This window comes from Glutamicibacter sp. M10 (genome assembly GCF_025452055.1).
Lineage (GTDB): Bacteria > Actinomycetota > Actinomycetes > Actinomycetales > Micrococcaceae > Glutamicibacter.
This window is the reverse complement of sequence record NZ_CP104918.1, coordinates 2,538,497-2,564,283: the sequence shown is the minus strand read 5'-3', so window position 1 is coordinate 2,564,283 and position 25,787 is coordinate 2,538,497. Positions and strand designations below refer to the sequence as shown.

Annotated in this window: 19 protein-coding genes; 11 read left to right on the top strand and 8 right to left on the bottom strand. The window is 55.7% G+C overall.

Annotated features, from left to right (window positions below; all coding sequences use genetic code 11):
• Positions 1-189: 189 nt before the first annotated feature.
• From N6V40_RS12615 to N6V40_RS12590, 6 genes are all read left to right on the top strand, one after another.
• A complete protein-coding gene (locus N6V40_RS12615) occupies positions 190-2,253 on the top strand; it encodes an acyltransferase family protein (RefSeq protein ID WP_262199740.1) in 2,064 nt (687 codons plus the stop codon).
• 179 nt (positions 2,254-2,432) lie between these two features.
• The gene (locus N6V40_RS12610; RefSeq protein ID WP_131088061.1) at positions 2,433-3,092 is read left to right on the top strand and encodes a hypothetical protein; all 660 of its coding nucleotides are present in this window, start codon (positions 2,433-2,435) and stop codon (positions 3,090-3,092) included.
• A gap of 296 nt (positions 3,093-3,388) precedes the next feature.
• Positions 3,389-4,609: an ammonium transporter gene (locus tag N6V40_RS12605; protein ID WP_262199738.1), complete on the top strand. Its 1,221-nt coding sequence runs from the start codon at positions 3,389-3,391 to the stop codon at positions 4,607-4,609.
• Positions 4,610-4,859: 250 nt separating this feature from the next.
• Complete coding sequence (gene ffh / locus N6V40_RS12600; protein WP_131088063.1) at positions 4,860-6,422, top strand: signal recognition particle protein; 1,563 nt, start codon at positions 4,860-4,862, stop codon at positions 6,420-6,422.
• 190 nt (positions 6,423-6,612) lie between these two features.
• Positions 6,613-6,741, top strand: a complete 129-nt coding sequence (locus tag N6V40_RS12595; RefSeq protein WP_262197871.1) for a hypothetical protein — start codon at positions 6,613-6,615, stop codon at positions 6,739-6,741.
• 285 nt (positions 6,742-7,026) lie between these two features.
• Complete coding sequence (locus N6V40_RS12590) at positions 7,027-8,220, top strand: gluzincin family metallopeptidase (RefSeq protein WP_131088064.1); 1,194 nt, start codon at positions 7,027-7,029, stop codon at positions 8,218-8,220.
• A gap of 92 nt (positions 8,221-8,312) precedes the next feature.
• On the opposite strand, the gene N6V40_RS12585 is transcribed toward N6V40_RS12590, so the two are convergent.
• A complete protein-coding gene (locus tag N6V40_RS12585; protein ID WP_131088065.1) occupies positions 8,313-10,031 on the bottom strand; it encodes an AMP-binding protein in 1,719 nt (572 codons plus the stop codon).
• Positions 10,032-10,261: 230 nt separating this feature from the next.
• Between N6V40_RS12585 and N6V40_RS12580 the strand changes: the two genes are divergently transcribed.
• A complete protein-coding gene (locus tag N6V40_RS12580; RefSeq protein WP_131088066.1) occupies positions 10,262-11,065 on the top strand; it encodes an IclR family transcriptional regulator in 804 nt (267 codons plus the stop codon).
• A gap of 16 nt (positions 11,066-11,081) precedes the next feature.
• On the opposite strand, the gene N6V40_RS12575 is transcribed toward N6V40_RS12580, so the two are convergent.
• The 5 genes from N6V40_RS12575 to N6V40_RS12555 all read right to left on the bottom strand — a co-directional run bounded on the left by N6V40_RS12575 (position 11,082) and on the right by N6V40_RS12555 (position 18,021).
• Positions 11,082-12,023 (bottom strand): hydroxymethylglutaryl-CoA lyase-like TIM-barrel protein, encoded by a 942-nt coding sequence (locus N6V40_RS12575; RefSeq protein ID WP_262197867.1) that lies wholly within the window; start codon positions 12,021-12,023, stop codon positions 11,082-11,084.
• Positions 12,020-13,267 carry a CaiB/BaiF CoA transferase family protein gene (locus N6V40_RS12570; protein WP_262197865.1) on the bottom strand — a complete coding sequence of 416 codons (1,248 nt, stop codon included), beginning with the start codon at positions 13,265-13,267 and terminating at the stop codon, positions 12,020-12,022. The genes N6V40_RS12575 and N6V40_RS12570 overlap by 4 nt, the downstream gene beginning before the upstream one ends.
• Before the next feature lie 31 nt (positions 13,268-13,298).
• On the bottom strand, positions 13,299-14,720 hold the full coding sequence (locus N6V40_RS12565; protein WP_131088069.1) for a GntP family permease: 1,422 nt from the start codon (positions 14,718-14,720) through the stop codon (positions 13,299-13,301).
• 192 nt (positions 14,721-14,912) lie between these two features.
• Positions 14,913-16,619 (bottom strand): AMP-binding protein, encoded by a 1,707-nt coding sequence (locus tag N6V40_RS12560; protein WP_315973679.1) that lies wholly within the window; start codon positions 16,617-16,619, stop codon positions 14,913-14,915.
• 253 nt (positions 16,620-16,872) lie between these two features.
• Entirely contained in the window at positions 16,873-18,021 is a 1,149-nt protein-coding gene (locus tag N6V40_RS12555) for a thermonuclease family protein (protein WP_262197864.1), read from the bottom strand.
• Between the two features lie 381 nt (positions 18,022-18,402).
• Between N6V40_RS12555 and N6V40_RS12550 the strand changes: the two genes are divergently transcribed.
• Together N6V40_RS12550 and N6V40_RS12545 are read left to right on the top strand one after the other, a co-directional pair.
• A complete protein-coding gene (locus N6V40_RS12550; protein WP_262197862.1) occupies positions 18,403-19,113 on the top strand; it encodes a hypothetical protein in 711 nt (236 codons plus the stop codon).
• A 538-nt stretch (positions 19,114-19,651) separates the two neighbouring features.
• Complete coding sequence (locus N6V40_RS12545; protein ID WP_262197860.1) at positions 19,652-20,521, top strand: VOC family protein; 870 nt, start codon at positions 19,652-19,654, stop codon at positions 20,519-20,521.
• A gap of 14 nt (positions 20,522-20,535) precedes the next feature.
• Here N6V40_RS12545 and N6V40_RS12540 read toward each other — a convergent pair whose 3' ends face one another.
• Together N6V40_RS12540 and N6V40_RS12535 are read right to left on the bottom strand one after the other, a co-directional pair.
• On the bottom strand, positions 20,536-21,303 hold the full coding sequence (locus N6V40_RS12540; RefSeq protein WP_262197859.1) for a CatB-related O-acetyltransferase: 768 nt from the start codon (positions 21,301-21,303) through the stop codon (positions 20,536-20,538).
• A gap of 76 nt (positions 21,304-21,379) precedes the next feature.
• A complete protein-coding gene (locus N6V40_RS12535) occupies positions 21,380-23,212 on the bottom strand; it encodes a glycosyltransferase (protein ID WP_262197858.1) in 1,833 nt (610 codons plus the stop codon).
• Positions 23,213-23,428: 216 nt separating this feature from the next.
• Here N6V40_RS12535 and N6V40_RS12530 point away from each other — a divergent pair, with 216 nt between their 5' ends.
• Complete coding sequence (locus tag N6V40_RS12530) at positions 23,429-25,120, top strand: HNH endonuclease signature motif containing protein (RefSeq protein ID WP_262197856.1); 1,692 nt, start codon at positions 23,429-23,431, stop codon at positions 25,118-25,120.
• Positions 25,121-25,374: 254 nt separating this feature from the next.
• Positions 25,375-25,785 (top strand): 30S ribosomal protein S16, encoded by a 411-nt coding sequence (gene rpsP, locus N6V40_RS12525; protein ID WP_131088078.1) that lies wholly within the window; start codon positions 25,375-25,377, stop codon positions 25,783-25,785.
• The last annotated feature ends 2 nt before the right edge of the window (positions 25,786-25,787 follow it).

Below are 25,787 nucleotides of genomic sequence, written 5' to 3'. Positions count from 1 at the left end.
GCGAAGGGATTTTCAGAAATCAACCAGAATTTCCGGTAATTATTGAATGCGAGCAACGGCGTTTGAACTCCATGGATGCCTGCTCCGTAAGCTAAACCAGCCGGTAAAGGATCCACCACGACGTGTCGTCAAATCAAGACTTGCCCATGCCTTTAAAAGGATCCTAAACCCGCGGGATTTCGCTCTGATATCCAGGGGTTACGTGCCATTGCCGTAGGCATTGTGGTGCTCTATCACTTCTGGAGTCACTATCTCCCAGGTGGTTTTGTTGGTGTCGACGTCTTCTTCGTCATCTCAGGATTCTTGATCACTTCCCACCTGATCTCTAAGCCGCCAAAGAACTTTGTTGATGTCGGTCGATTCTGGATGCGGCGCGTTAAGCGACTGCTCCCGGCGTCGTTCCTCGTTATTTTCGTTAGCGTGCTGGGTATTTGGATCTTCGCCCCGCAAACGGTCTGGCAGGACTGGGGTCTGCAAGCACTTGCAGCGACGTTCTACTTCCAGAACTGGTTCCTAGCACTCACCAAAGTTGATTACCTTGCTGAAGGTGACGCGCCAAGCCCCTTCCAGCACTTCTGGTCACTCTCCGCTGAAGAGCAGTTCTACTTTGTCTGGCCGGTACTCATCGGCCTGCTAGTTTTCGCAGCACTGAAGTACAAGAAGCAGATCAAGCACATTGTTCTGGCAGGCGTTGGCCTAGTCTTCGTTCTGTCCATTGCTTATTCGTTGTACGCCACGGCAACAGACCCGGGCGCTGCCTACTTCTCAACCTTCACCCGAGTTTGGGAATTCGCAGCCGGAGCATTGGTCGCCGCCCTCGGGGCAAAGGCTCACGCCGCCAAGAATGATCTAGCTAGCTTGATCGGATCCTGGGGCGGAATCCTCGCAATCGCCTTTAGCGCTTTTGCCTTTACCGGTGACATGCCATTCCCGGGCTACATCGCAGCCATTCCGGTGTTCGGTACTGCATTAGTCTTGCTGTGCAATTCAACGCACAAGTATTCCCCAAATATCTTCTTGAGCACTAAGCTCTTTCAGTTCTTCGGCGATAATTCCTACGCCATCTACCTCTGGCATTGGCCGTTGCTGGTCCTAGTGCCGTTTGTGGTTGACGACTTCAAATGGCCTCAAAAGTTTGCTGCCCTTGCGCTGACTTTAATCCTGTCAGTCTTGACGCAGAAGCTCGTTGAAGTTCGCTTCAAAAAGTTCATTGAGACTTCTGCACTTCTCACCGCTCCACGCTTCCTCGCCGCAGGCAGCCTGGTCCTTGCCCTATTTGCTGGCGCCTTCTACATGAACAGCGTCAATGTTGCAGATGAGGCCCAGGACATCAATAAAGCAAAGGCACAAGTTGAGAAAACAGTCGGTGAAGATTGCCTCGGCGCATCAGCACTGAGCGATAAATGCTCGTTGCCTAATGCCGCGCAAACGCCAGACCAAGAGATCGCCCCTGCGCCCGTAGCCGCAAAAACCGATAAGCCTGTGCTGTACAAGGACGATTGCTTCGCCAGCCAAGTCACCGACTTCAAAGAGCGCCCGGTCTGCAGCTACGGTAAGGGCAGGATCAAAGTTGCCTTGGTTGGTAACTCGCATGCCGGCCAGTGGTATCCAGCAATCAACCGCATTGCCAAAGAGCACGGCTGGCAAGTTGATACCTACGTAGCCAACCGTTGCGCCATCATGGGCGAAGGTCAGCGATTTGATGATGAAGCCAGCGTGCAAGGTTGCGAAGATCTAGGGGACTGGGTCACCGGTCAGATCAAGAAGAAGGACTATGACCTAGTCATCTCTTCCAACCGCCAGTCCGAGCCTCTTGCTGGACATACGATGGAAAGTTCTGAAGCTCCTGCCACTAAGGCCTATGAGAAGATCCTGAGCCAATGGTCCGACACCGGGGCTGAAGTAGCGGTCATCCGTGACACTGCGTGGCCTGGAGCCACGCTAGAAAATGCGCCTGACTGTGTTGCCGAAAACTCTGACGATCTTGATGAATGCAACGGCAAGGCCGAAGACTGGATCCCGATGGATCCACAGGCTGATGCCGCTAAGGCGCTGAAGGATCCAAACATCGGCGAGGTCGACATGAACGATCAGCTGTGCAAGGACGAGAAGTGCTACACCGTCATCGGCGGAATTTTGGCCTATTGGGACCACTCCCATCTCAGTGCTACCTACGCCGCGTCACTTTCGGGCACTTTGGATTCGCGTCTACAAAAGGCTGTGGGATCTTCCAAGCTGTTTCCAACGTCCTAGGAACGCAACAACAACTTAACTGAATAATCAAAGTTGCCACCGGTCCCGGACCGGTGGCAGCTTTGTCTGTGCGGAGACATCCGATAAAGCCAAAGTGTCCCTACCCACTGTCATGATCAGCAGTACCTGGATGCAATTGGGGGATCCGGGAACTCGCACCCACGAAATGGAGTAGGACCATGAAGAGGTTCTCATTGGCAGCGGTCGCTGTCGCTGTCGTTTTTTCCTTGAGCGCTTGTGGAGTTTCAAAAGAAGACTTTGAAGCTGCCCAGGCATCCGCTGCGTCCTTGGACTCACAGAAGCAAGCACTGGAAGCTGAACTTGCTGATACCAAGACCACCTTGGCAACGGTTCAAGACGAAGCGGACACCTTGCGCACCGCTGAGGAAGAACGCGTCGCAGAGCAAGAGGCTGAAGCATCTCGCAAAGCCGAAGAAAAAGAAGCCAAAGAAGCTGCCGAGAAAGCTCAGAAGGAGCAAGAGAACAAGGCAAAAAAGATCAGCAAGCGTGAACTTGATCAGATTGTGAAGAATCCAGATTCTCACATCGGTGAAAACGTCATCTTCTACGCGCGGATCACCCAGTTCGATTCCGGTACCGGACCGTGCATGTTCCGTGCAGAGCTGAGCAACGTTTTGGTGGGCAAATACGACTACGAACACAACGCGTTGTTCGCCGCTGGTGATGGAGTTTCCGAGTGCGCCGAGCTAGATGATTATGTGGCTGAGGATCTGGTGAAGGTCACCGCCACGGTGACCGGTTCACTGACCTATGACACCACTATTGGCGGCTCCACTACCGTGCCGAAGTTCCAGGTAGTGAAGATTAAGCGCTCCTAAAGACGGTGTGAATTCACAAAGGTTCGGGTCAGTCCTCGATTCAGAGACGCTCGCCCGAACCTTTTTTGCCCGTATTTAACCTCGTGGTGAAAGAGGGGAAACAGGCTCGAAACATAGCAGAGAACTAAACGTTACTTAAAGGGGTGACTTGATACACACGCGAAACGAATCCGCGAGTATGTCGAAACATCAGTGGCGAAGAATGGAGTCAACACCGGGCCAAGGACACCGTATTCCTGCAGTAGGGCCCGACTCGCCACCGATACACCGATACACCTTGAGGGGATGTGATCCAGATGGAGTTGGACGTTGCCAGCTTATGGATCCTGATAGCAGCCGCACTTGTACTGATGATGACACCAGCACTTGGAATTTTCTACGGCGGTATGACTCGTTCTACCGGCGTAGTGAACATGATGCTGATGAGCTTTTCTGCAGCAGCGATCACCGCAGTAGTTTGGGTACTTTGGGGGTACTCGTTCTCCGCAGGTGAGCCAACCATCGCAGGCATCGTGGGAAATCCAATCAGTGATTTCGCCATGCACAACACCGCAGAAGCGGATCTGCTTGCTGCCGGTTTCTCCGGCACCTTCGCCATGATTTCGGTGGCCATTATTTCCGGCGCAATCGCCGACCGCGCTCGCTTTGCACCATGGCTCTTCTTCATCCCACTGTGGGTCACCCTGGTTTACGCACCGGTGGCCTTCTGGGTATGGGGTGGCGGTCTTCTCTCCGCTGATGGCGCACTGGGCAAGATCTTCGGTGAAGCAATTGACTTCGCCGGTGGCGCAGTAGTTCACACCAACGCAGGTATCGCAGCTCTTGTACTCGCACTGAAGCTCGGCCAGCGTCACAACTTCCACGATCGTCCACAGCCACACAACACCCCACTGGTCATGCTCGGCGCTGGCCTACTGTGGTTCGGTTGGTTCGGCTTCAACGCTGGTGCAGCCACCACCGTTGAGCAGGCTGGTTTGATCTGGATCAATACTTTCGCTGCCCCTGGTGCAGCAGTTCTAGGTTGGGTCCTCATCGAGAAGCTGCGCGGAGAACGTGCAAGCTCGGTAGGCGTCGCTTCCGGTCTGGTCGCTGGTTTGGTAGCCATCACTCCTTCGTGTGCAGACCTGGCCCCATGGGCTGCATTGGTTCTTGGCCTAGTGGCAGGTGCCGGTTCGGCTTGGGCAGTAAACCTCAAATGGAAGCTTGGCTATGATGACTCACTCGACGTGGTCGGCGTTCACCTGGTCTCCGGTATCATCGGCACCTTATTCCTTGGCTTCTTCGCACTGCCAACCGAGGAAAGTGCTGGTGGCCTGTTCTACGGTGGCGGACTAGCCCAGCTGGTTGCACAGTTCGTAACCCTGGCCGTAGTCATGATCTTCTCAGCAGTGATGACCTGGATCATCGCAACAGTCATTGGAAAGTTCAGCCCATGGCGAGTATCGGCAGATATTGAAATCGCCGGTATCGACGCCGCAGAACACAACGACGCTGGATACCAGCTGGCTTCCAAGTAACGAGGTGGAATCTGAAAAATAACATGAACAAAATCAAGGGGTAGGACATCGGTTACGGTGTCCGGGAAACCGCCGGTGGGCCATGCAGCCACCGGCGGTTTTCTTTACCCTGGAGCGCAGCAAGCAAACGCACAACCAGTATTGGTGTGGAGCTGGTTAGATGCAGCCTCGATTCTTGATATTCTTATAAGTCGAGTCCTGTGCGTTTTTTATACGCACCACAAGACCTATCGAAAGAAGTGCCCGGCACGTGTTTAATTCACTTTCCGATCGCCTGACAGCAACCTTCAAAAACCTGCGCGGCAAGGGCCGCCTGACCGAAGCAGACATTGACGGTACCGTCCGCGAAATCCGTCGCGCCCTGCTCGACGCTGACGTTGCCGTCTCGGTGGTCCGCGCCTTTGTGGCCCAGGTGAAAGAACGTGCACTGGGCATCGAGGTCTCCGAATCTCTGAACCCAGGCCAGCAGGTCGTCAAGATCGTCAACGAAGAACTTGTTGGCATCCTCGGTGGCGAAACCCGCCGTCTGAACTTGGCCAAGAACCCTCCAACGGTGATCATGCTCGCCGGTCTACAAGGTGCTGGTAAGACCACCTTGGCCGGTAAGTTGGCTAAGCACCTGAAGTCTGAGGGCCACACCCCGATGCTGGTGGCCTGTGACCTTCAGCGTCCAAACGCTGTAAAGCAGCTACAGATCAACGGTGAACGTGCCGGGGTACCTGTTTATGCACCGCACCCGGGTGTCTCCTCGGAATTTGATACTCCAACCGGTGACCCGGTAGTAGTAGCCCGCGACGGTATCGCTGAAGCCAAGGCTAAGCTGCACGACGTAGTCATCGTGGATACCGCCGGCCGTTTGGGTGTTGACACCGAAATGATGGCCCAGGCTGCGAACATTCGCGCTGCCATCAACCCGGACGAAGTCCTCTTTGTTATCGATGCGATGATCGGTCAAGACGCGGTCAACACCGCGCAGGCCTTCCATGAAGGCGTCGACTTCACTGGTGTCGTTCTTTCCAAGCTGGATGGCGATGCCCGTGGTGGTGCCGCACTGTCGGTAGCATCGGTGACCGGTAAGCCAGTGATGTTCGCATCCACCGGTGAAAACCTGGACGACTTCGAGATCTTCCACCCAGATCGTATGGCTTCACGCATTCTGGACATGGGCGACGTCATGACGCTCATCGAACAGGCTGAGAAGAACTGGGACAAGGGCGAAGCCGAGCGTATGGCGAAGAAGTTCGCCGACCAGGAAGACTTCACCCTGGATGACTTCCTTCTTCAGATGGCCCAGATCAAGAAGATGGGCTCGATGAAGAAGCTGCTGGGCATGATGCCCGGTGCACAGATTTCTCGTCAGCAGCTTGAACAGTTTGATGAGCGCCAGATCGACCGTGTCGAAGCCATCGTTCGTTCGATGACCCAGCACGAACGTGTGGCTCCAAAGATCATCAATGGTTCACGCCGTGCCCGTATTGCTAAGGGTTCCGGCGTTACGGTGTCCGAGGTGAACCAGATGCTTGAACGCTTCACCGAAGCGCAGAAGATGATGAAGAAGATGGCCGCCGGTGGCGGTATTCCTGGTATGCCAGGTGCCGGTAAGGGCGCAGCTCGCAAGGCAAAGGCCAAGGGCAAGGGCAAAAAGCAGCAGAAGTTCGGTAACCCCGCCAAGGCTGCACAGGCCGAGTTGGAAGCTCAGAACAAGAAGCCAGCAGCACCTTCGGGTGCCGCGTTTGGTCAGAACGCCAATGCGGACTTCGACCCATCAAGCTTGAACCTGCCTGCAGGCTTCGAGAAGTACTTGGGTAAGTAAGCACTAGCGCGTAGAAATGGACCTGCGCCGATCGTCAGTAGACGATTGGTGCAGGTCCTTTCTCATCTCATGCCAGCGAGTCCTTTCAGCCAGTTGGTATCGGTTGTACCGAATGCACCGTAGGATGAGGCCATGGGGTACTCTCCCCATATTTTGGAAGCGATTAATGCTTCCGGCAAGGCGGCACATCATGTCCGACAAGTCACCACGCAAGGGCGAAGCGAAGAAGCCCACCAAATCCATCAAGGAAAAGCGCGCCGAGAAGCGGCTGAAGGGTACTGATTCGATCAGCGACCCGGTACGTAAGACTGCTAAATAAAATACAACCTTCCGCGTTTCCACCATGCGCTGAGTATGGTCTAGCGATCTGACAGCCAAGAGCCCAAGCATCATCGGTCAATGACCATCGATGCAAGGGCTCTTGCTGTATTCAGGCCGACCAGGTTGCCTTCCGAAGAGAACCTAACTTTTCGAATTCCACGTCAAGTGGCGGAGCGCAAGGGCTTCGGCTGGCTGATAGGCAGAAGTCTTGGAGCTGTTCTTCAGCGAGGTAACTAGAATTGACAGTAGCTAACCATTGCACAGATGAAAGGGATCAGACTTCGTGGATTCTTCAGAGTTCAACTACCTCAACCTTGAGTTCATTTTTATGGGTGATAAGCCGGATGCCGTTCAGGCTGTGCGCAGCGTTTTGGCCGACCGTCGTCTGCTCGGATTCATTGGCGGAGCTATCGAGCGAGAGAAAGCCACCGAAGTATTGGCTGAGGTTGCCACCGTCAGCGAAGCACGCGACGCGGTCCTCTACCGCATTGATGCCAATGGCAAACTGCGTGAGGGTTCCCGAGTGACCAAGCTTGTCCATGAGCTGAAGAACTCCACCGGTGCAAACTACGTTTTGGTTGATGGTGAAGAAATTGATGGTCCCACTCCGGATGAAGACATTCTCGGTGAACTTGGCTCCACCAACGAGTTGCTTCATGGTGCCACCCTCAAGGCTTCGGAACTAGTTTTGGCTGCCGGGTTTGAGGATAACCAGATCACCGTATGGAACAGTGAAGCCGGGCTCATGGCCATGCCTACGTATCCAGTCTTTGCTCCTGGTATCTCTCGAAGCAACCGTCCGTTCTTGTCGCTGACGCGCACCGGTAACGTCATCATGGCCACCATAGAAGCCAAACGTGCGCGCAAGGATCTTTTTGCTCCAGCCTTAACCATGGTGCTGGACCTGGAACGACAGGTGATTCTTGATCCAGGTGCTGAGTCGCCGGCTGCAACCCGGTTGGCAGAATTAGATGCGTTGTTGCGTGGTATCGACGACGAAGTTATTGAGTTGATTGACCAGTTGCTCAGTGATGACGCCCAGCGTCAGGAAGCATTAACACTGCTGCGCAACCCCACGGACGTGGCTAGCCTCAAGCGCTTTGTGGCCCTGTTCGGGTTCGACCCGCGCAGCGTGGACTACCTCACCGGCCGTCCCATCCCTGAAGACCGTCGGATTATTGCCACTGGCGGTCCGTTCAGAAGCCTGCGCGCTGCACTGAGCGAGCAAGAGCGCGAAGCCACCGGTATTTCACGGGTACTTTTCCGCGGTGGATGTAACCCCAAAGCACTGATGGCCTCCGGCGCCTTGGTTCTTGCCTCGGGCGCCGCTGCACACGCGGTTATGGCCAATAGTCAGAAATTTGCTTGGCTACCCAAGCCCGCACGTCAACTATTGATGTCCGCTTGGTATGCCGACGGCGCGTTCTACCTGGGCAAGGGAGTCGTTGACGCGGTCAAAGAAAAGAACAAATTCTAAGCTGCATTCTCTCTTTGTTTAGCGGTTGGTCGGAAGCTCTATCGAAGTCGCTTCCGACCAACCGTCGTTTTTTGCGGGGGACTGCCCCTAAATTAGGCTGAGCTCAGTTTCTTGAGATCGGGGAAATCGGTGTCACGGAATTCTCCAGCTGGAGTTGTGCCCGCAGCATGTTGTTCCGCCTCGGCAAGGCGTAGCTCAACTCGACGGATCTTGCCCGAGATGGTCTTTGGAAGATCTGAGAACTCTAAACGACGGATGCGTTTGTAGGGAGCCAAGTGCTCGCGGCAGAACCCAAGAATGTCCTCGGCCGTCTGCGCGTTAGGTTCGTATCCAGCGGCAAGTATCACGAAAGCCTTAGGCACCGAGAGCTTAAGCGGATCTGGCGAGGGCACCACCGCAACTTCAGCCACAGCGGGATGTTCCAACACCACGGATTCAAGCTCAAAAGGGCTGAGCTTGTAGTCACTTGATTTGAACACATCATCGGCACGACCAACGTAAGTGAGAACACCAGACTCATCGATTTCCGCAATGTCACCAGTGTGGTAAAAACCGTCTCGTAGAACCTCGTCGGTTTTCTCCGGGTCATCAAAGTAACCCTTCATCAACCCAACCGGGCGAGGATCAATTCGCAGGCAGATCTCGCCAACCTCAGCCAACTGGCCGGTGGTTGGGTTGCGAAGTTCAATCTCATAACCAGGCATCGGTCGACCCATGGCGCCTACCTTCACCGGGGAACCTGGAGAATTGGCAATCTGCACCGTAGTTTCGGTCTGTCCGTAGCCGTCACGAATCACCTGACCCCACGCATTACGCACCTGGTCAATCACTTCAGCGTTCAGTGGCTCGCCGGCAGAGATCAGTTTGTGCGGCGGATTCTTCAAGGTGCTCAAGTCGGCCTGGATTAGATAGCGCCACACGGTCGGTGGGGCGCAGAAGCTGGTGACGTTTTCCTTATCCATCTGATTCATCAGCGCTTCGGGGTCAAAGCGCTTGTAGTTGAAGACAAATACCGTGGCTTCGGCAATCCAAGGACCAAAGAAGTTTGACCACGCGTGCTTGCCCCAGCCAGGCGACGCGACGTTCAGGTGCACATCGCCTGGCTCCACGCCGATCCAGAACATCGTTGCCAGGTGCCCCACCGGATAGGACGTGTGCGTGTGCTGCACCAACTTAGGCTGCGAGGTTGTTCCCGAAGTGAAATACAGCAGCAGGTTTTCATCTGCACGGGTTGGAGTCTCAAGTGAGAATTGTGCTGGTGCTTGGTAAGAATCTGCATAATGCAGGGTGCCGGGTAGCGCTTGACCACCAACCTGAACGATGGCGTAGGTCCCGGGAACTTCTTGTAGCTTCTCCAGTTGGTCATCACTGGTGATGACCCAGTTGGCCTTGCCGCGATTAATGCGGTCAACCAAATCTTCGGAAGTGACCTGTGTAGTGGTCGGGATGATCGCCGCGCCGAGCTTCATACCGGCTAACATCGTCTCCCAGAGGGCCACTTCATTGCCCAGCATCAAGACGATGGTGTCTCCACGCTCCAGTCCTTCGTCGCTGAGCCAGCGCGCTACTTGGGTGGAACGGTGTGAAAGTTCGGCCCAGGAGTACCGGGCAGAACTTCCATCAGGTTCGGTCAAGATCAGTGCGGGTTCATTGGCACGCTGCGGATCTGCTGCGACGGCGTCAAACCAGTCGTAGGCAAAGTTGAAGTCGGTGAATTGGGGCCAAGTGAACTCTGCCCGTGCTCGCTCGTAGTCATCCCGAGCTGCCAACAGGAGGTCGCGGGCGGCTCGGAACTTCTCGGTATTGTTCATCGCAGTCCTTCATTTGTCGGGCGCCAATGCCCCTGAATCTGATCGTTGCTCTAACCCAAATATACGATAATGATCAGTGCAGACGAATTGTTGCGTCATTGTGCGTGGTGTTTTTGATTTGCAGTTCAGTATTTGTCCAATGATTGACCCCTCGATCTGTCATTGTGATGTCTGAGTCAAAAATAGTGAGCAATTGGACGGTGATGGTCCGATGGTCTAGCGTCTGAAATATGTCAAAGGATCAAGCTCCGGCAAAGAATCAGAATCAGCTTCTTGTGCTGGGAAAAATCAGCTCCATCCTTGATGCTTTTTCCTTACGCCAGCCGGTCCTTACCTTGACGGATCTTCGTGAGGCCACGTCCCTGCCTTCCTCTACCGTGCAGCGGTTAGTATCAAACCTCGTGGAGCAGGGCTTCTTAGATCGGGACGGAGACGGTTACCGCATCGGCATGAAGATGGCCTATTGGGCTGCTCCGGCTACCCGAGGCAAAGAAGTCCTCGATGTGATCAGCCCACTGCTTGGCGAACTGCGTGATGTTACAGGGGAGACCGCCTGCATCTTCCGTGCCGAACAGTCCTACCGGGTGTGCGTAGGTATTGCCGAAACCCGCCACGTTTTGCGTCGCGAAATGCATCTGGGGGAACTGGCTCCACTGCACGCTGGATCCGCAGGACGAGTACTTCTGGCCTGGAAGCCAGAACTGATGCAACGGCTTGTTGAAGGTTCCTTGGAACCCTTGACCGCCTCCACCATTACCGGTCTGGATGAATTACAAAGTGCAGTGGACACCACACTTGCCGATGGTTTTGCCATTACCACCGGCGAGCGCGAAAGTGGAGCTTCAGGATTGTCGGCACCAATTTTTGATTCTTCAGCCGGGTTGGTCGCTGCGGTAACAATCAGTGGTCCATCCCTACGCATGTCGCAAGAGGTCTGCGAGTCGTGGGTTGAACCGCTCTTGGAGACCGCAGAGCGAATGACTCGACTCATTGGTGGACGTTTCCCCGGTGAGACCCACCGCCCTGCAGGCTAGTCGTTCCTGCTCGGCTTTAGCTTTCTTCGCTGGGGATGACCCATTCGAACGCTTTGGCTTTAGACCTTGCCCCTTGGGCTGACTTTGATCGGTTGGGTTCACCCAGTTTGTTGAGCAGATGCTCGGAGAGCTGCACCAGAGAGCCGAAGCGTTCTGGGCTCAGCCATGCTGGGCGGGTGGCGAAGAGAATGTCTTCGCTGGAGGTGTTGCCACTGGCTCCCGGAGCGAAGGGACATCCACCCAAGCCGCCTAGGGCTCCGTCTACAACTTCGGCACCGGCGCTGATGGCTGCCAAGGTATTGGCAACTCCCAGTCCCCAGGTGTCGTGGCCGTGGAAGACGATTCTTCGTTGCGGGGAGTTTTCCTTAACGTTGCTGATCAGTGAGGCCACTTGAGCGGGGACGGCTTGGCCCAGGGTGTCGCAGATGACGATGTCGCAGGTGCCTTCGGCACGCGGGTCGTTGGCTATTTCTAGTACTCGTGCTTCTGGCACCTGACCCTCAAAAGGGCAGGTAAATGAGGTGGCCAAGCATAACTGGATGCGCCCGTTGACGGCCTGTGCATACTTGATGGCTTCGGGTAGTGCTTCAAGGCTTGCCTCGGTGCTGCGCGAGATATTCGCCTGGTTGTGCGCATCGGAGACGGAGAGGCAGTACTGAAAGTTGGTGATGCCGGCTTTGGCTGCCTTGGCTACATGGCCCGGGGTGGCCACCCAGATCCAACAGTGCGCCAGTTCTTCTGCGGTGAGCGCTTGAGCCACCTCAAGGGTGTTGGCCATGGGTGGGACCAAATCTGCTCGGGCCATGGAGCCCAGTTCAATCTCTTGGACGCCAAGGTGTAGTAGTTGTCTGACGGTGGCGATCTTTTCTTCCGTGCTTAACAGTTTGCCGGTCAGCTGTAGTCCGTCGCGCAAGGTGACGTCGCGAAGGGTGGCTGCTGGGGTGAAGTTGTAGCTCATGCTTGGCTCTTTTCGCTGGCGCTGGCGTCGTGGATCTGGTCTTGGTCGTAGCCCAGTAACTCACCAAGTACCCAGTCGGTATGTTCGCCGAGGTCTGGTCCGAGGTTGCGGATGGGTAGGGAAGTTCCTCCCATGACCGGGACGATGCCGGGGAAGCCGACGTTTTTCAGGGTTTCTTCGCCGGTGGAGACGTCGAGGTGCTGGATCATATTGCGGGCTTGATACTGTGGTTCGTTTTCAATGTCGGCCGCGGTGTAGATCGGGCCTGCAGGAACCCCTGCGGTATCAAGGATGTCCAATGCTTGCGCCGAGTCTAGTGTGGCGCTCCATTGACCGATGGCGGCGTCGAGCAGCTCTCGTTGTTCCCAGCGCTGCTGGTTGGATTGCAGGGTGGGGTCATCTGCCAGATCCGGCCTACCGATGGCTTGCATATAGCGTTTGTAGATTCCATCCCCGTTGCCGGCCACCACGATGCTGGCCCCATCGGCGCAGCGATAGGCGTTGGATGGCGCTATGCCTTCCATGCGTCCACCGGTACGACTGCGCGTTTCTCCGTAGGCGCCGTGATCCGGGATCAACGATTCCATCATGGAGAACATCGCTTCGTGCAGTGCCACGTCGATTACTCGGTGATCTAGTGGCAAGGACTTTGTCTCGGGACGATTTTTATCGCGCTCAAACAAGGCCATGACCACGCCGAAGGCTGCATAGAGTCCGGCGATGGAATCTCCAATAGAGACACCCACGCGTACCGGGGCCCGGTCGGGATCTCCCACCAGGTTGCGGAAGCCGCTGAAGGCTTCGGCGACTGCGGCGAAGCCTGGGCGCTGGGAGAGTGGTCCGGTTTGGCCAAAGGCGGAGATGCGGGTGATGACCAGATCCGGGTTGGCTTCACTGAGTACCTCGGGTCCCAGACCCCACTTTTCTAGGGTGCCGGGTCGGAAGTTTTCCAATAACACGTCGCATTCACGGACTAGGTCGAGTACTGCGGCCCGTCCGGCGTCGCTACGCAGATCAAGGACAACGGATTTTTTGTTGCGGTTGATCGTTCGATACAGCATCGAGACACTGCCCTTTTTTAGCCGCCAATTGCGTAGTTCATCCCCGGTGGCCGGGCGTTCTACCTTGATGACTTCTGCACCGAAGTCGGCAAGTAGTCGACCGGCGGTGGGTGCGGCAATGTAGTTGCCTAGTTCTAGGACGCGGATTGAGGATAATGGTGCGATCGTTGCTTGTTCGTTCATGAGTTAACTCCTTGGGTTGATCGGTTGCGCACTAGATGAAGATGCTCAAGGTCAGCACCATGCCTAGTGCAATCACCGAAGCCACCGAAACTCCCACGCTGACCGACTTCAGGGCACCACGCACGGTTTGGCCCAACAAGGATTGCAACAGCCAGAAGGTATTGGAGGTTACGTGAATCATGAACAGCGATCCTGCACCAGCGGCCAGGGCGATCAGTACCGGGTCGAGGCCTAGCGCCGGGGCTATTGGGGCAAGCATGCCTGCAGCGGTAATGGCCGAGAGGGTTACCGAGCCGACGGCGATGTGCAGAACGGCGGCGATCACCCAGACAACTACCAGTGGTGCTACGGCGCTGGCGCTAAAGAAGCCGCCGAGGATATCGCCTAGACCTGCAGCTGCCACGGTGGCTGCCAATGATCCGCCGGCGCCGGTCAGTAGCAGGATCTGTCCGCTGTCCTTAAAGCCGATGGTGATGGCCTCATCCAAACCCTTCTGACCCAGGGTGCGCCGTCCCACGATGGTGGTGCCGATCAGGCCGATCAGCAGTGCAACCACCGGGTTGCCGAGCAGCTCAAGAACACCGTTATGGATCTTGGCAATTTCAGTGACAGCACCAACGGCAATCAGGATCAGTGACAGTAGTAGGGGAGCAAAGAGTACCCACAGTGGTGCTTCGCGTTTGGCTTGCGGGTCAACCGCGAGCTTAACTGCGCCCGGTTCGCTGCGTGCCTCATCCGCATCATTCTGCGTTTTGGTGCCAGCGGTGTTGCGCAGACTTGCTTGGGGGTAATCTTCTTCGTCAAAGATATTTTGTTCATCGCGTTCGGGCTTCCAGAAGCCGCGACGGAACAGGAAGGACATGATCATGATTGCCAGCAATACCGTTGGTACCACCACGATCAGACCGCAGATCAGCATGGTTCCCAGGGGGACTTCGAGTACGCCAGCCAAGGCTAGTGCGCCGACGCCCGGAACCATGAAGATGATGCCGCACTCCAGCGAAATGGCCATGGCGGTAGCCAGTCGCGCGGTACCCAGAGGACCGATTTTGGGAGCCATGCGCCGGGCCAACGGGGCGGAGATGACCAGCAATACGTCAACAAAGATTGACTGTAGGACGGTACTCATGGCCACAGCCATGGAGTAAGGCAAGAACTTCGGCCCAAATACGCTAAGCAGCCGTTCAACTAGTCGTCGAATGGCTCCGACTTCGTTCAGGATGGCGCCCATCAGCACACCAAAGGCGATCAGCAACCCGACTTCCACCATGATGTCGCCAAAGCCCTGGGTGATGGTCTCAACGGTTTTGGTGATGCCCAGCCCGGTGCTGAGCCCCAGGTAGAGGGATCCAAGAACCAGTCCGATGACTGGATTGACCTTAAATTTCACGATCAATAGCACCGTGGCGAGTACTGCCACAGCGGTATTAATCAGAATCGCGGTATCTGACATGGTCGGTCCGATCTACAAAGGGGTGTGGGTCTTAGTGAGCTAGGTCACTGATCTTCGACTCATAGTATGAGCTGAAACCCACGATGTAAACTTCGTGTCTCAACTTGGTCATCTGGCTCTGTCACTACATAAAGCATTGGCGCCCGTAGTTGAACTACAGGCCCCAATGGTGAATGTCAGTTATGGATTCAGTTATGGCTTCAGATTCGGGAAGTCGGTGTCTCGGTATTCGGTTCCCGCAACCGCGCCGCCGGCGAAGCGCTGTTCTTCGGCTTGGCGCAATTCCACCCGTCGAATCTTTCCCGAGATGGTTTTAGGTAACTGCGCAAACTCAATACGCCGCACCCGCTTAAAGGCCGAAAGATGCTCGCGGCAATGCGCCAAAATGGATTCGGCCAGTTCTGCTCCTGGTTCATGATCGGCAGTCGGAACGATATACGCCTTAGGTACACTCAGGCGCAGCTCATCGGGAGCTGGCACCACGGCAGCCTCTGCGACCCCGGGATGTTCGATCAGCACCGATTCCAGTTCGAAGGGGCTAATCTTGTAGTCGCTTGATTTGAACACATCATCGGCGCGGCCCACATAGGTCAGGATTCCACGCTCATCACGTTCGGCAATGTCACCGGTGTGATAGACGCCGTCGCGGAACACCTCGTTAGTCTTCTCCGCGTTCTCGAAGTACCCCTTCATCAAACCCAGCGGTCGCTGCTCGGTAACCAAGCAAATTTCCCCCAGATCACCCACCTCGCCGGTGGCCGGATCGATGAGTACCACCTCGTAGCCCGGCATCGCTCGGCCCATGGCACCAATCTTGACCGGTTCTCCCGGTGGGTTGGCGATTTGTACTGTGGTCTCGGTCTGCCCGAAGCCGTCGCGGATCACTTGGCCCCAAGATTTGTGAACCTGATCGATAACTTCAGCGTTCAGCGGTTCGCCGGCCGAAACCAACTTTTGCGGAGCCGTCTTCAGCGCGCTCAGGTCTGCTTGAATCAGCAGACGCCAGACCGTAGGCGGAGCGCAGAAACTGGTGACCTTTTCCTTATCCATCTGATTCATCAGGGCGATCGGATCAAAGCGGTCGTAGTTATAGAGGAAGACCGTAGCCTCGGCGATCCATGGAGCGAAAAGATTGGACCACGCATGTTTGGCCCAGCCCGGAGAGGCAACGTTCAGGTGCACGTCCCCTGGCTCCAGCCCGATCCAGAACATCGTGCTCAGGTGCCCGACAGGGTAAGAGGTATGTGTGTGCTCTACAAGCTTTGCCTTGGAAGTGGTTCCCGAAGTGAAATAGCGCAGCAAAGTTTCATCGGAGCGGGTCGGTGAGTCCAGTTCAAAAGATGCTTCCGCCGTATGCGATTGTGCGAAGTCCAGAATTCCATCCGCCGGGGTGCCGCCGATCTGAATCAGCGTGTAGTCACCCGGCACGGTTTCAAACTTGGGCATCTCGGACTCGTTGGTGATCACCCAATTGATATGTCCGCGTTCGATCCGGTCCGCCAGATCTGTCGGGGTCAACTGGGTGGTACAGGGGATCAGCACCGCACCGAGCTTAATGCCAGCGAGCATGGATTCCCATAGTTCTACCTGGTTACCGAGCATCACCGCGATCGTCTCGCCGCGCGCCACACCCTGATCACTGAGCCAACGAGCTAGTTGCGTGGAGCGTTCGGACAGTTCAGCCCACGTACGCCGAGTGGAGGCTCCATCTCGTTCGGTGATAATCAGCGCCGGAGCCTGCGCACGGGCCGGATCCTTGGCTACCTGATCAAACCAGTCGTAGCCGAAGTTGAATTCGGTAAATTCTGGCCAGCTGAATTCGGCACGCGCCTTCGTGTAATCGGTGCGTAATTCTAGGAGTCGGTCACGGGCAGCTCTGAATTCTTCGGTAACGCTCACAATCAAACCTTCTGTCGCTGGGAAGATCTACACCTCTACAGCGACACAAACGACGATGTGAGGTGGCTCACTAGATAATCTACTTTGAAGTCCTAGTAATTGAAAGACCTTCTGGCTGCGTGCTGTGTTCTATGGAATCGAGCTCACGGATTGAAGGGGTGATGCCGCCACAAAAGACCGATTCCCGCACGGCCGAAGCCATACGGGAATCTAATGAGCATCAAACTGCTATTACGCGTCTGTGCTTCCGCTGCTAGCCACACGGCTTCCAGGATTTTCCACCGGGTGCATAGCATCGTGGTCCGGTGTATTTTTCTGGCACCGATGACTTTGGTGGCGTCCTCACCTTAGGAGCCACCGATTTTGGTGCCTTGTAGGTTGGTGGGGTCTTCTTGGGTGCAACATTCTTAGGCGCAACATACTTGGGTGCAACGTATTTGGGAGCAGCGTTTCGTTGCTGTTCAGCGGCCATGTCTTGTTCCGCTTTCTTTTTGGCGGCTAATTGCGCAGCTTCCTTTTCGGTGGCTGCTTGCTTCTCAGCTTCGCGCTTGGCTTGTTCCTCGGCCTTTTGTTTTGCCTTGGCCTTAGCTTCTTCCTCTTTGCGCTTCTTATCCTCAGCGACAAGATCATCGTGCTGCTGCGTGTGTTTTTGTTCCAGCTTTTGGGTCTGCGCGGTAACTTCGTTCATCGTTGTCACGGATTTTTTGAACGATGTCGCTAGCAAGATGGCCGTGACCGGGTGGGTGTCAGGAGTGATTGCCGCCAAAGCTTTGCCTGTAGCCAGTCCGGTAGTCACGGCAGCTGCAGCTTCTTGGGCCGCTGACTCCGCTTGCTCTACACTGCTGGCTGTTTCGCTCGGCACTTGTCCCAGTTCATCAAGTGCCTTGGTTACCTGAGCTGGAATTGTGCATGAGATGTCGGCGCTGAACAAGCCGGCATCATCTTGTTCCGCTTCTTGCTGCGCGTCGAGAATCTCTTGGTAGTACTTGACGTTGGGTTCAAACTTTACGGCGACCCCCAAGCCGTTCGCCGCGATGGAGCGATTGATGAACTCACCGTCTTTGTATACCGCCGCCAGTGTTCTGCCGTAACGATCTTCGCGCTCAACGTCGTACTTTAGATCAACCTTGTCGCCCGATTTGAGCAGCGACTTGAGGTTCTCTGATGCCTCTGGGCCCATGCATTCGACGGGTTTGTTGGGATCTACGGTTTCTGGCGTGTCAATGTTTAGAAGTCGCACCCTGGTTTCCTGGCCTGCAATTTCCATATCCATGGTATCGCCGTCGATAACGCGGGTCACGGTTCCTCGTGAGTCAGGCTCGTGGGTGCTTGCGTAGACCACGCCACCGGTCGCGAGGGTTCCGGCTAAGAGCGCGGAGACCCAGATAGTCGTTTTCTTCAATTGTGTTCGTTCCTTGATGTGCGAGTGCTAATTCTCTGCTCCCTGGCAGAAAATCGAGTGATTTCATCAGAATAGCTAGTTTTATTGAACTTTCAAATGACGCGTTTTTTATGGCAGAAACGAGGTCATAATTGACGAGGGTTTAGAAGGACTACTCCCGCTTCAGGTTTCAAGACGCAAAGATGGCCTGATTCCGTCAGCCTTCAGTTTCTTCGCGAAACGGAACTGTTTGGGGAACCATTGTTCGCTACGAATTTGAGTGGATATCTTCATGCTGGGTGTGCGGTGGGTCGGCGCACCCAACTACTACTTAAGTGTGATTGCACGCTAGACGAGCTGCGACTAGGCTATTTTTTGTAAGTCTATCGTCTAAGGATAACCGTGAAGATCAAAATAAAAATAGCGCTCAGTTCCCTTGCTGCCACACTCCTGGCCAGCGGGTTGGCATTGCCTGCTCAAGCGCAGTCTTTGGGGCCATCCGTTGAAGTATTTGCGGTCGTTGGCGAAGAGAGTTCTGTCCCATCAAAATCTCAAAAACTGAAGCTAATTGACGCGTTGGAATTCAGCTACAAGCAAGGTGCTGAACAGGGCGACGAGGCAGCTATCGAATCCCTTCGGAAATTGGACAGCTTGTCTCGTGCGGAACAGTTGGACGAAGCGGCTTCTATTCTCACTGGCGAAGTGGAATTCGCCGAAGATGAGCCGCAAGTGGCCACTCAAATTCCGTTCGCAACTCCAGCTGCCAAATCCACAACAAGCCGTCAGCCAGTTGCCTGCTATCTGCGTGGTGTGTCTCTAGGAGGGCTTGTGGTCGCACGAGTCAAGGTGTCTGGCGGTGTTTGGGCTAAGAACTTCGGGGCGACGCTAGTCCGCGTGGAGAACCCTACTGCCCGCATCACCACTGTGTACGACCCGACCCTCAAGATCGCATTCAGTGGGGACAAAGCGTGGAAGAGCAATAACCGTGCCCATATGGAAATTGACGCAACTTCAAACAGGACAATCGGCTGGGCTACCACCGGAAGGGCGGCAACTATCCAGTTTATTACTAACAGCTTTGGTATCACACAGTCCTGTAAGTGGGTGGCATAGAACTATGAATCCACTAGTGCCCAACGCATTTGAATTGGTATTTTTCATCATAATTCCACTATTGGTAACAGTAGGGCTTGCGGTTTTCTTGTTCGCCGCTCTCCGGAGAAACAATTCGAAGCCGTACAACAAGCAGGATGACGACAGTTCTGAGGCGGATCAGTAGCATTTCTTAGTTCAGGAGTCTGCAGTGGCAGTTCGGATAACCGGGCTGCCACATTCTTTTCCTATTGAACCTTGACGCCTTCCTTGATGCTGGAGCATGCCAGCTGCACTTTCGGAGAATTTGCTTATTCACCCGCAGGTTAGGGGGTCGAGCTTGGTTGAAACCTGATGGAAGTGGCCCTGGCACATGGCTCTCCGGAGCTCATTTTGGCAAGCGCTGCGCACCTTCGCGCAAGGGCGAGCAAGAGTCTCTTGGCGACGTCGTAAATTCACTGTGATGCACAGAGCTTCGAAAATTACTTGAAGCATCAACCAAATCGGAGTACGGTAGGTATCAATCAGGAACAATTGAACAGAAAACAGGGGACAGGTCATGACTACGCTCAAAGAAGATAAGCTCGCCGCCGAAACTCATATGAACGCCGTACAGCTCAAGGTCGGCGATATGAAGACCATGAGCGAGTACTACCAAAAGGCACTTGGGTTAGAGGTACTTGTTGAATCGGCCGAAGGCACCACGCTGGGCCGCGGGACTCAAGAGCTGGTCAACCTGCGTAATGCTCCGGGTCTGCAGCTGGCCTCGCGCAATGAAGCAGGACTGTTCCACACCGCACTGCTCTTTGACACTCAGGCCGATCTAGCAGCCACCGTACTCTCGGCTGCACAATTTGATCAGAGCAAATTTGTGGGGAGCTCAGACCACCTAGTCTCCGAAGCTTTCTACTTCACCGATCCTGAAGGTAACGGCATCGAGCTCTACTTCGACCGCCCGCGTGAAGGCTGGACGTGGAAAAACGGTGAGGTATCGATGGACACCATCTACCTGGACCCCAACGTATATCTCAACTCGCACCTGAGTGAGCAGGCTGTGGCAACCCAGCGCAAGGCCGCGGCCGATATCGGACACGTGCACCTGCAGGTTGGCGATGTTGCCACCGCGCGCCAGTTCTACGTGAACACCCTCGGCTTTGATGAGACGACCGCATTGGGTGAGCAGGCATTGTTTGTCTCCGCCGGCGGCTACCACCACCACATGGCGATGAACGTCTGGAACTCCCGCGGCGCCGGTCCGCGCAAAGACACCCTGGGCCTCGGCGAAGTACTGATCAATGTGCCCAGCGAAGAAGAAATTGGCAAATTGGCCGAACGCCTAAGCTTCGCGAAGGTAACGCACCATCACACCGGATCGGAACTCCGCTTTAACGACCCATGGAACAACAATTTGCGCGTCACTCTGGGCTAAGCGGTTAGTGCCAGCTACTTCAGGGTGTTCAGGTGCTCGTTGATCATTGGCGCGGTCAGCGGTTGGGTCACCAGCGGAACTAAACTGCCATCCTCGCGGCCGCGCATCACCTGGTGGGCAAACTCCTCGGGATTGCTGACATCAAAACGGGTCAGATCCTCCGGTGCAAACTCCCACCATTCTGAGGCTTGCAGTGCGTGCACGATCCCGGGGGCAAAACGTTCACGCAATACACGAGCTGGCACCCCGCCGACCACGGTATACGGGTCAACGTCTTTGGTCACCACCGAATTTGAGGCGATGACTGCACCGTCGCCGATCTTCACTCCATGGCCGAGGGACACTTTCTCGCCGATCCACACGTCGTTGCCGATGAGGATTTGGCCCTGGTCATAGTCAAAATTGGTCGATTCAAGGCTGACGCCACGATCTTGAGAGTAGGCTTGGGCCATCACGCGCTGGTTGTAAAAGACCGGACTGGTTGAGGCCCACTCCAGAGGGTGTCGGGCACCCATCACGCTCATACCCTTGGCGATCGAGGTGTAACGACCTACGCTCACCGACTTATGCAGCTTTGAAATCGTGTAGGAAAACGCACCCATCCGTGGCAAGGCGGTGCCTGCGGTGCCATAAAACGTCGTGTAAGGGTGTAGCTCTAGGTCTGCCTCAAAAGTAACCTGCGTGTTCGCAGCGTATGAGTCCCCGGACTTTTCCATCGTGTCCACGCCTTGGCCTGCGAGCAGGATTCGGTGGTGGCCGAGCAGTGGCTGCAGGTCAGACATCGCAATTTTCATAGCTTCAACTCTAGTTCGTGTTTCTGGGCGAGCGATAAGTGCGAGGCCGATGCGCGCTGGAAGCCTACTTCTCTGGTTTAAAGGACAGATTATTGTGGCTGGTGAAGTACGGTAGCACCCGCGAATTTTCCACACCCAAGCGCTTCATCAACATGCTGGAACCTACCCGCATACGCAAAAACACGTCGGTGGGCTTCTCTTGAGTGCGAGCTGCCTTTACCCCGGCGACGTCGATGGTGAACACGGCCTGTTGCTCATCAAATTCGCTGGCTGCATAGACCTTTACCTCAGCCTCATTGTCGCGCTGCACGATGACCAATTCAAAACCGGTGTCACGCGGCAATTTTGCCTTATGCGCAACGCTGATTTTCAGGGCACCGCGCTCCAAGAACTCCACCGATTTTAGTCGTGCGGAAAATTCTGGAACTTCTTGGCGGGCACCGAGCTGCTTGATCTTGGACGCGATGGACATGGTTTCCTCCCAGAGCGAGACCAGGTCCCGCGAAGCATACTCTTGAGCAAATTTTCGAGCGTTGGCCGAAAGCTGCGCCGCCAATTGTGGATCGGTCATTAACTGTTCAGCGCGATCAGCCATCCGGGTAATGTCACCGGCCGGAACCAAGAAGCCGTTGACCGAATCTTGGATGCTATCGGCCGGGCCAAAGTTGATGTCGAAGGATATCGGCACACAGCCCTGGGCCTGAGCTTCAAGCAACACCAAAGCCTGGCCCTCATTGCTAGAGGTAAACAACTGCGCTGTGCAGGTGGCAAAGAAGGTTGGCAACTTATCGGAGAAGCCGTGGAAAATCACCGCATCTTCAACGCCGAGCTTGGCGCACAGCTGCTCAAGTTTTTCCCGTTGGGATCCCTGGCCGACCACATGCAAGACCGGAGCATGTCCGCGGCGCACCAATTCGGCCACCACTTTAATGGCTGCCGCCACGTTTTTATTGGTGGTCAGCGATCCGGCGGCGATCAATTGCGTTGGCTTTCGTTCCGGTGCATCCTGGCCCTCGACTACCGGGGTGACCGCGCTGGATTTGAGCGGATTGGGGATCACAAACGTAGTATCGGCATCACCAAAACGGCGGTTATAAATGGCGCGTTGCCCCTCGGTGAGGAACACAAAACCGTCCCACAATTTTCGTTGGGCGATCACCGGGGAATGTGGATCGGACAGCTCACCGGTGAGCAGGCTTTCGCCCTTGGTCACGTGCACACTGTGGAAGGCGTACAACTTAGGCACGATCTTGGTTTCCCAGCTCCCGAGCATCGAGGCGGTGTACTTGCTGTCCACCACCACCAAGGTATTGTCGCGATCGGCCAACTGGCTTAACCAATGCCGGTACAAGGAGGCTGCGCTCGGGAAACGCGCGGTGATATTACCGGCACGATCAAGCACCTCGACGATGCGACGGTTTTTCCCGGTAGTATCGGTAAATCGGGTATCAAGTAGGAAGGTGCTGCCGTCCTTGCGCAAAAAACGTAACTGCGTGGTGGCCGCGTCCGGCCCGGCCGAACTGCTCTGGCTAAAGGCAAGCTGTGGCTCATCGCCGTAGTACACCGTATGTTGCAGTTCAAAATCCTGATGTTCCGGCTGCGCCTTGCGCTCCGGAATCCTATCCTGCGCGGTGATATCGTGTTGTGCCAAGAACGAGTAGATGTTCAGCACCTGCACCTTGGGATCCAACTTACCGCGCGCCACCAGATCCTCAACGGTCTGCGACAGCTTCGGGTCGCGATTAAAGGTGACGATAAACGAGCGGCCATAACGTTGCGCAAAAAGCCCAGCGCGTTGGGTGCACACCGTAGTCATGCCACCAAATTCGCGTTCGAGCTTCCACGTCACCATGTAGGCGTCAAGTTCTTCGCTGCGTTCTTCGCTGCGCAAAGCCACGGGGGTATTCCTTCGGTCGATCTCAAAAACGTCGAACGCAACCGGCCGACATCTAAGCGCCAGCGCATCCAACTTTTACCCTACAGTCGCCTAGCTCATTGTGCGCAGTGGATCAGCAACTTGGCACGAGTCGAACAGCGCCTATACAGCATCACACTTACCCACAGCCGGTATTTTTTGTGCCCGATCCTCCCGCCGCCGCACCATGACGTCCCCATGAGCATTCATCAGTTGGCCGCCGCCCTGGCAGCACTGCGCATCAGCCTCACCGGAAATTTCCCCCGTGGCGCCACCGCACTGCTGCTGGAAATCATGGCCGCCTGCTGCGCGCTCCTGCTCCGCCTTTCCCACACCCTGAGCACCAGCACCGACCCGCGGATCGCCGCCACCCACGCACAACTGATCGAAACCCTGCACCGCTACACCCTGCGCGAACAGGTGCACAGCATCATCGCGCTGGAATCCACCGGCGCACACCTGCTCGCCGATGAGGACCTGGCCGCCGTCCGCACCGGCACCACCGACTTTTCCACCCCCGCCCATCAGCATTCAGGCCGCGCGCACTACCTGAACACCGCCGACTTCGCCGCCAAATTTCTGGGGCTCAACGCCCACGAGGCGATGCGCCGGGTGAACGACGCACACCTACTAATCGCCCGCCGCGCCATCGACGGCAGCACCATGCCTCCGCGCCTGACCAAATTAGCCAACCTCTACACTTCTTCGGCCGATCTTGACCCCCGTATGGTGGCCCGCGCTGCCCGCGCGCTGGACTCCTTCGAGCCAACCGACACTTGTTTTGAAGGGCTACCTCTCGCGCCCACCGCCCTCCACTCCGACGGCCAGCTACTTGAAGATCACGCAGTGCAGCTTCTGGCTGAACCCGAACGCAACACCCGCGAAAGCCTACTGAACAACTTCATCTCCGCCGAACGCAAAGCGCGCAAAGAAACCACAGCTCCCGAATGCGGACTGTTTTTACAGAGCCAGGTGGGGGACCGCGACATCTGGAAGCTAGTTGTCGCCGGCGATCAGCGCGAGGAAATGCGCTCCCACGCCGCCCAGAGTGATAACCCGCGCACCGATGCCGGCAAATCTGCCCGCGCTGACCAGTCCGGCTCACCTGATGAAACGCAGGCGTCAAAAGATCAAGACCACCCGGCAGACGATGGACCCCTGAACAGCGATGCACCCTTGAACAGCGATGCCCTCTTTAACAGCAACGACCCGATGCCACCGTGGGCCCAAGACCCCACCCCCGAAACGCAGCCCTTGTTAAAGGAGGGAGAACAAAACGCAGGTTTTGTTAATCCCAGCGCGCAGGTTCCCGGCGACGGTAATATCTCGGTCGCTCAACGACGCCTGAACGCCCTGCTCGCGGCCATGAAAAATTCGGATCCGAGCAACACCGCCAAAACCGTCACCCCAAAGATCGCCATCCACATCAAGCTCGACGCATTGGCGGATCTAAAAAATCTGGACAAGCTCACCTCTATCACCGAACACGGACTAAAACTCGGGCCGGCAGATACGGGCCAACTAATCTGCCAAGGCGAAATTTACCGGGTGATTTTTGGCCCTAATTCTCAACCGCTCGACGTAGGCCGATCTCAACGCTTCTTCACCGAGGCGATGAAGCGCGCCATTTATGCTCGCGATAAAGGCTGCATCGTTCCGGGCTGCACCGCGCCGGTGGAAATGCTCGAATACCACCACAACAATTGGTGGGAAAATGGCGGCTGTACCTCGAGCGCCAATGGCAGTTGCCTGTGCCGCGCCCATCACCATGCGATCCATGCCGGATTGTTAACGCTGAGCACCATCGGGGGACTGGCGTACATCACGCTGCCCAAACATCTTGATCCGCTCCAGATCCCGGCCCGAAACCGGATCCACACGGTGTCCTGACCCAAGCCCTGAGCTAAACTAGTGCTACCGGCTAACTGCGTGAGTGATCAACCTCATGGCATCAGCGCCACGCGCGACCAAAATAGAGTTGGCCAGCATGCTCGCTCTCTGGCATAATTGCAGGGTACTCGATTTGATTCGGCCCCTCTCTCCGCTTCGAATCCTGTCCCTTTTAGAGTCCGATCAGTAAGGCCTGCCCCACAGGTGCTAAAAATTGGGCTCGACCATGTTGAGAAACAGGAGTGACCACTACAGTGGCCGTTAAAATTCGTCTGAAGCGCTTCGGTAAGATGCGCGCACCTTTCTACCGCGTTGTTGTCATGGACTCCCGCGCTAAGCGCGATGGCCGTGCCATCGAGGAGATCGGTAAGTACCACCCAACCGAGAACCCATCGATCATCGAGATCGATTCTGAGCGTGCTCAGTACTGGCTGTCCGTTGGCGCTCAGCCATCGGAGCAGGTTCACAAGTTGCTGAACATCACCGGTGACTGGCAGAAGTTCAAGGGCATCGATGGCCAGGAAGGCACCTACAAGGTTGCCGAGCCTAAGCCAGCATTCGTTGCACCTGACAAGGGTTCAGTGATCCTCCCAGAGGCAATCACCAAGAAGGCTGAAAAGCCAGCTGCTGAAGAGGCAGAGGCCGAAGCTACCGAGGCTGAGTAACA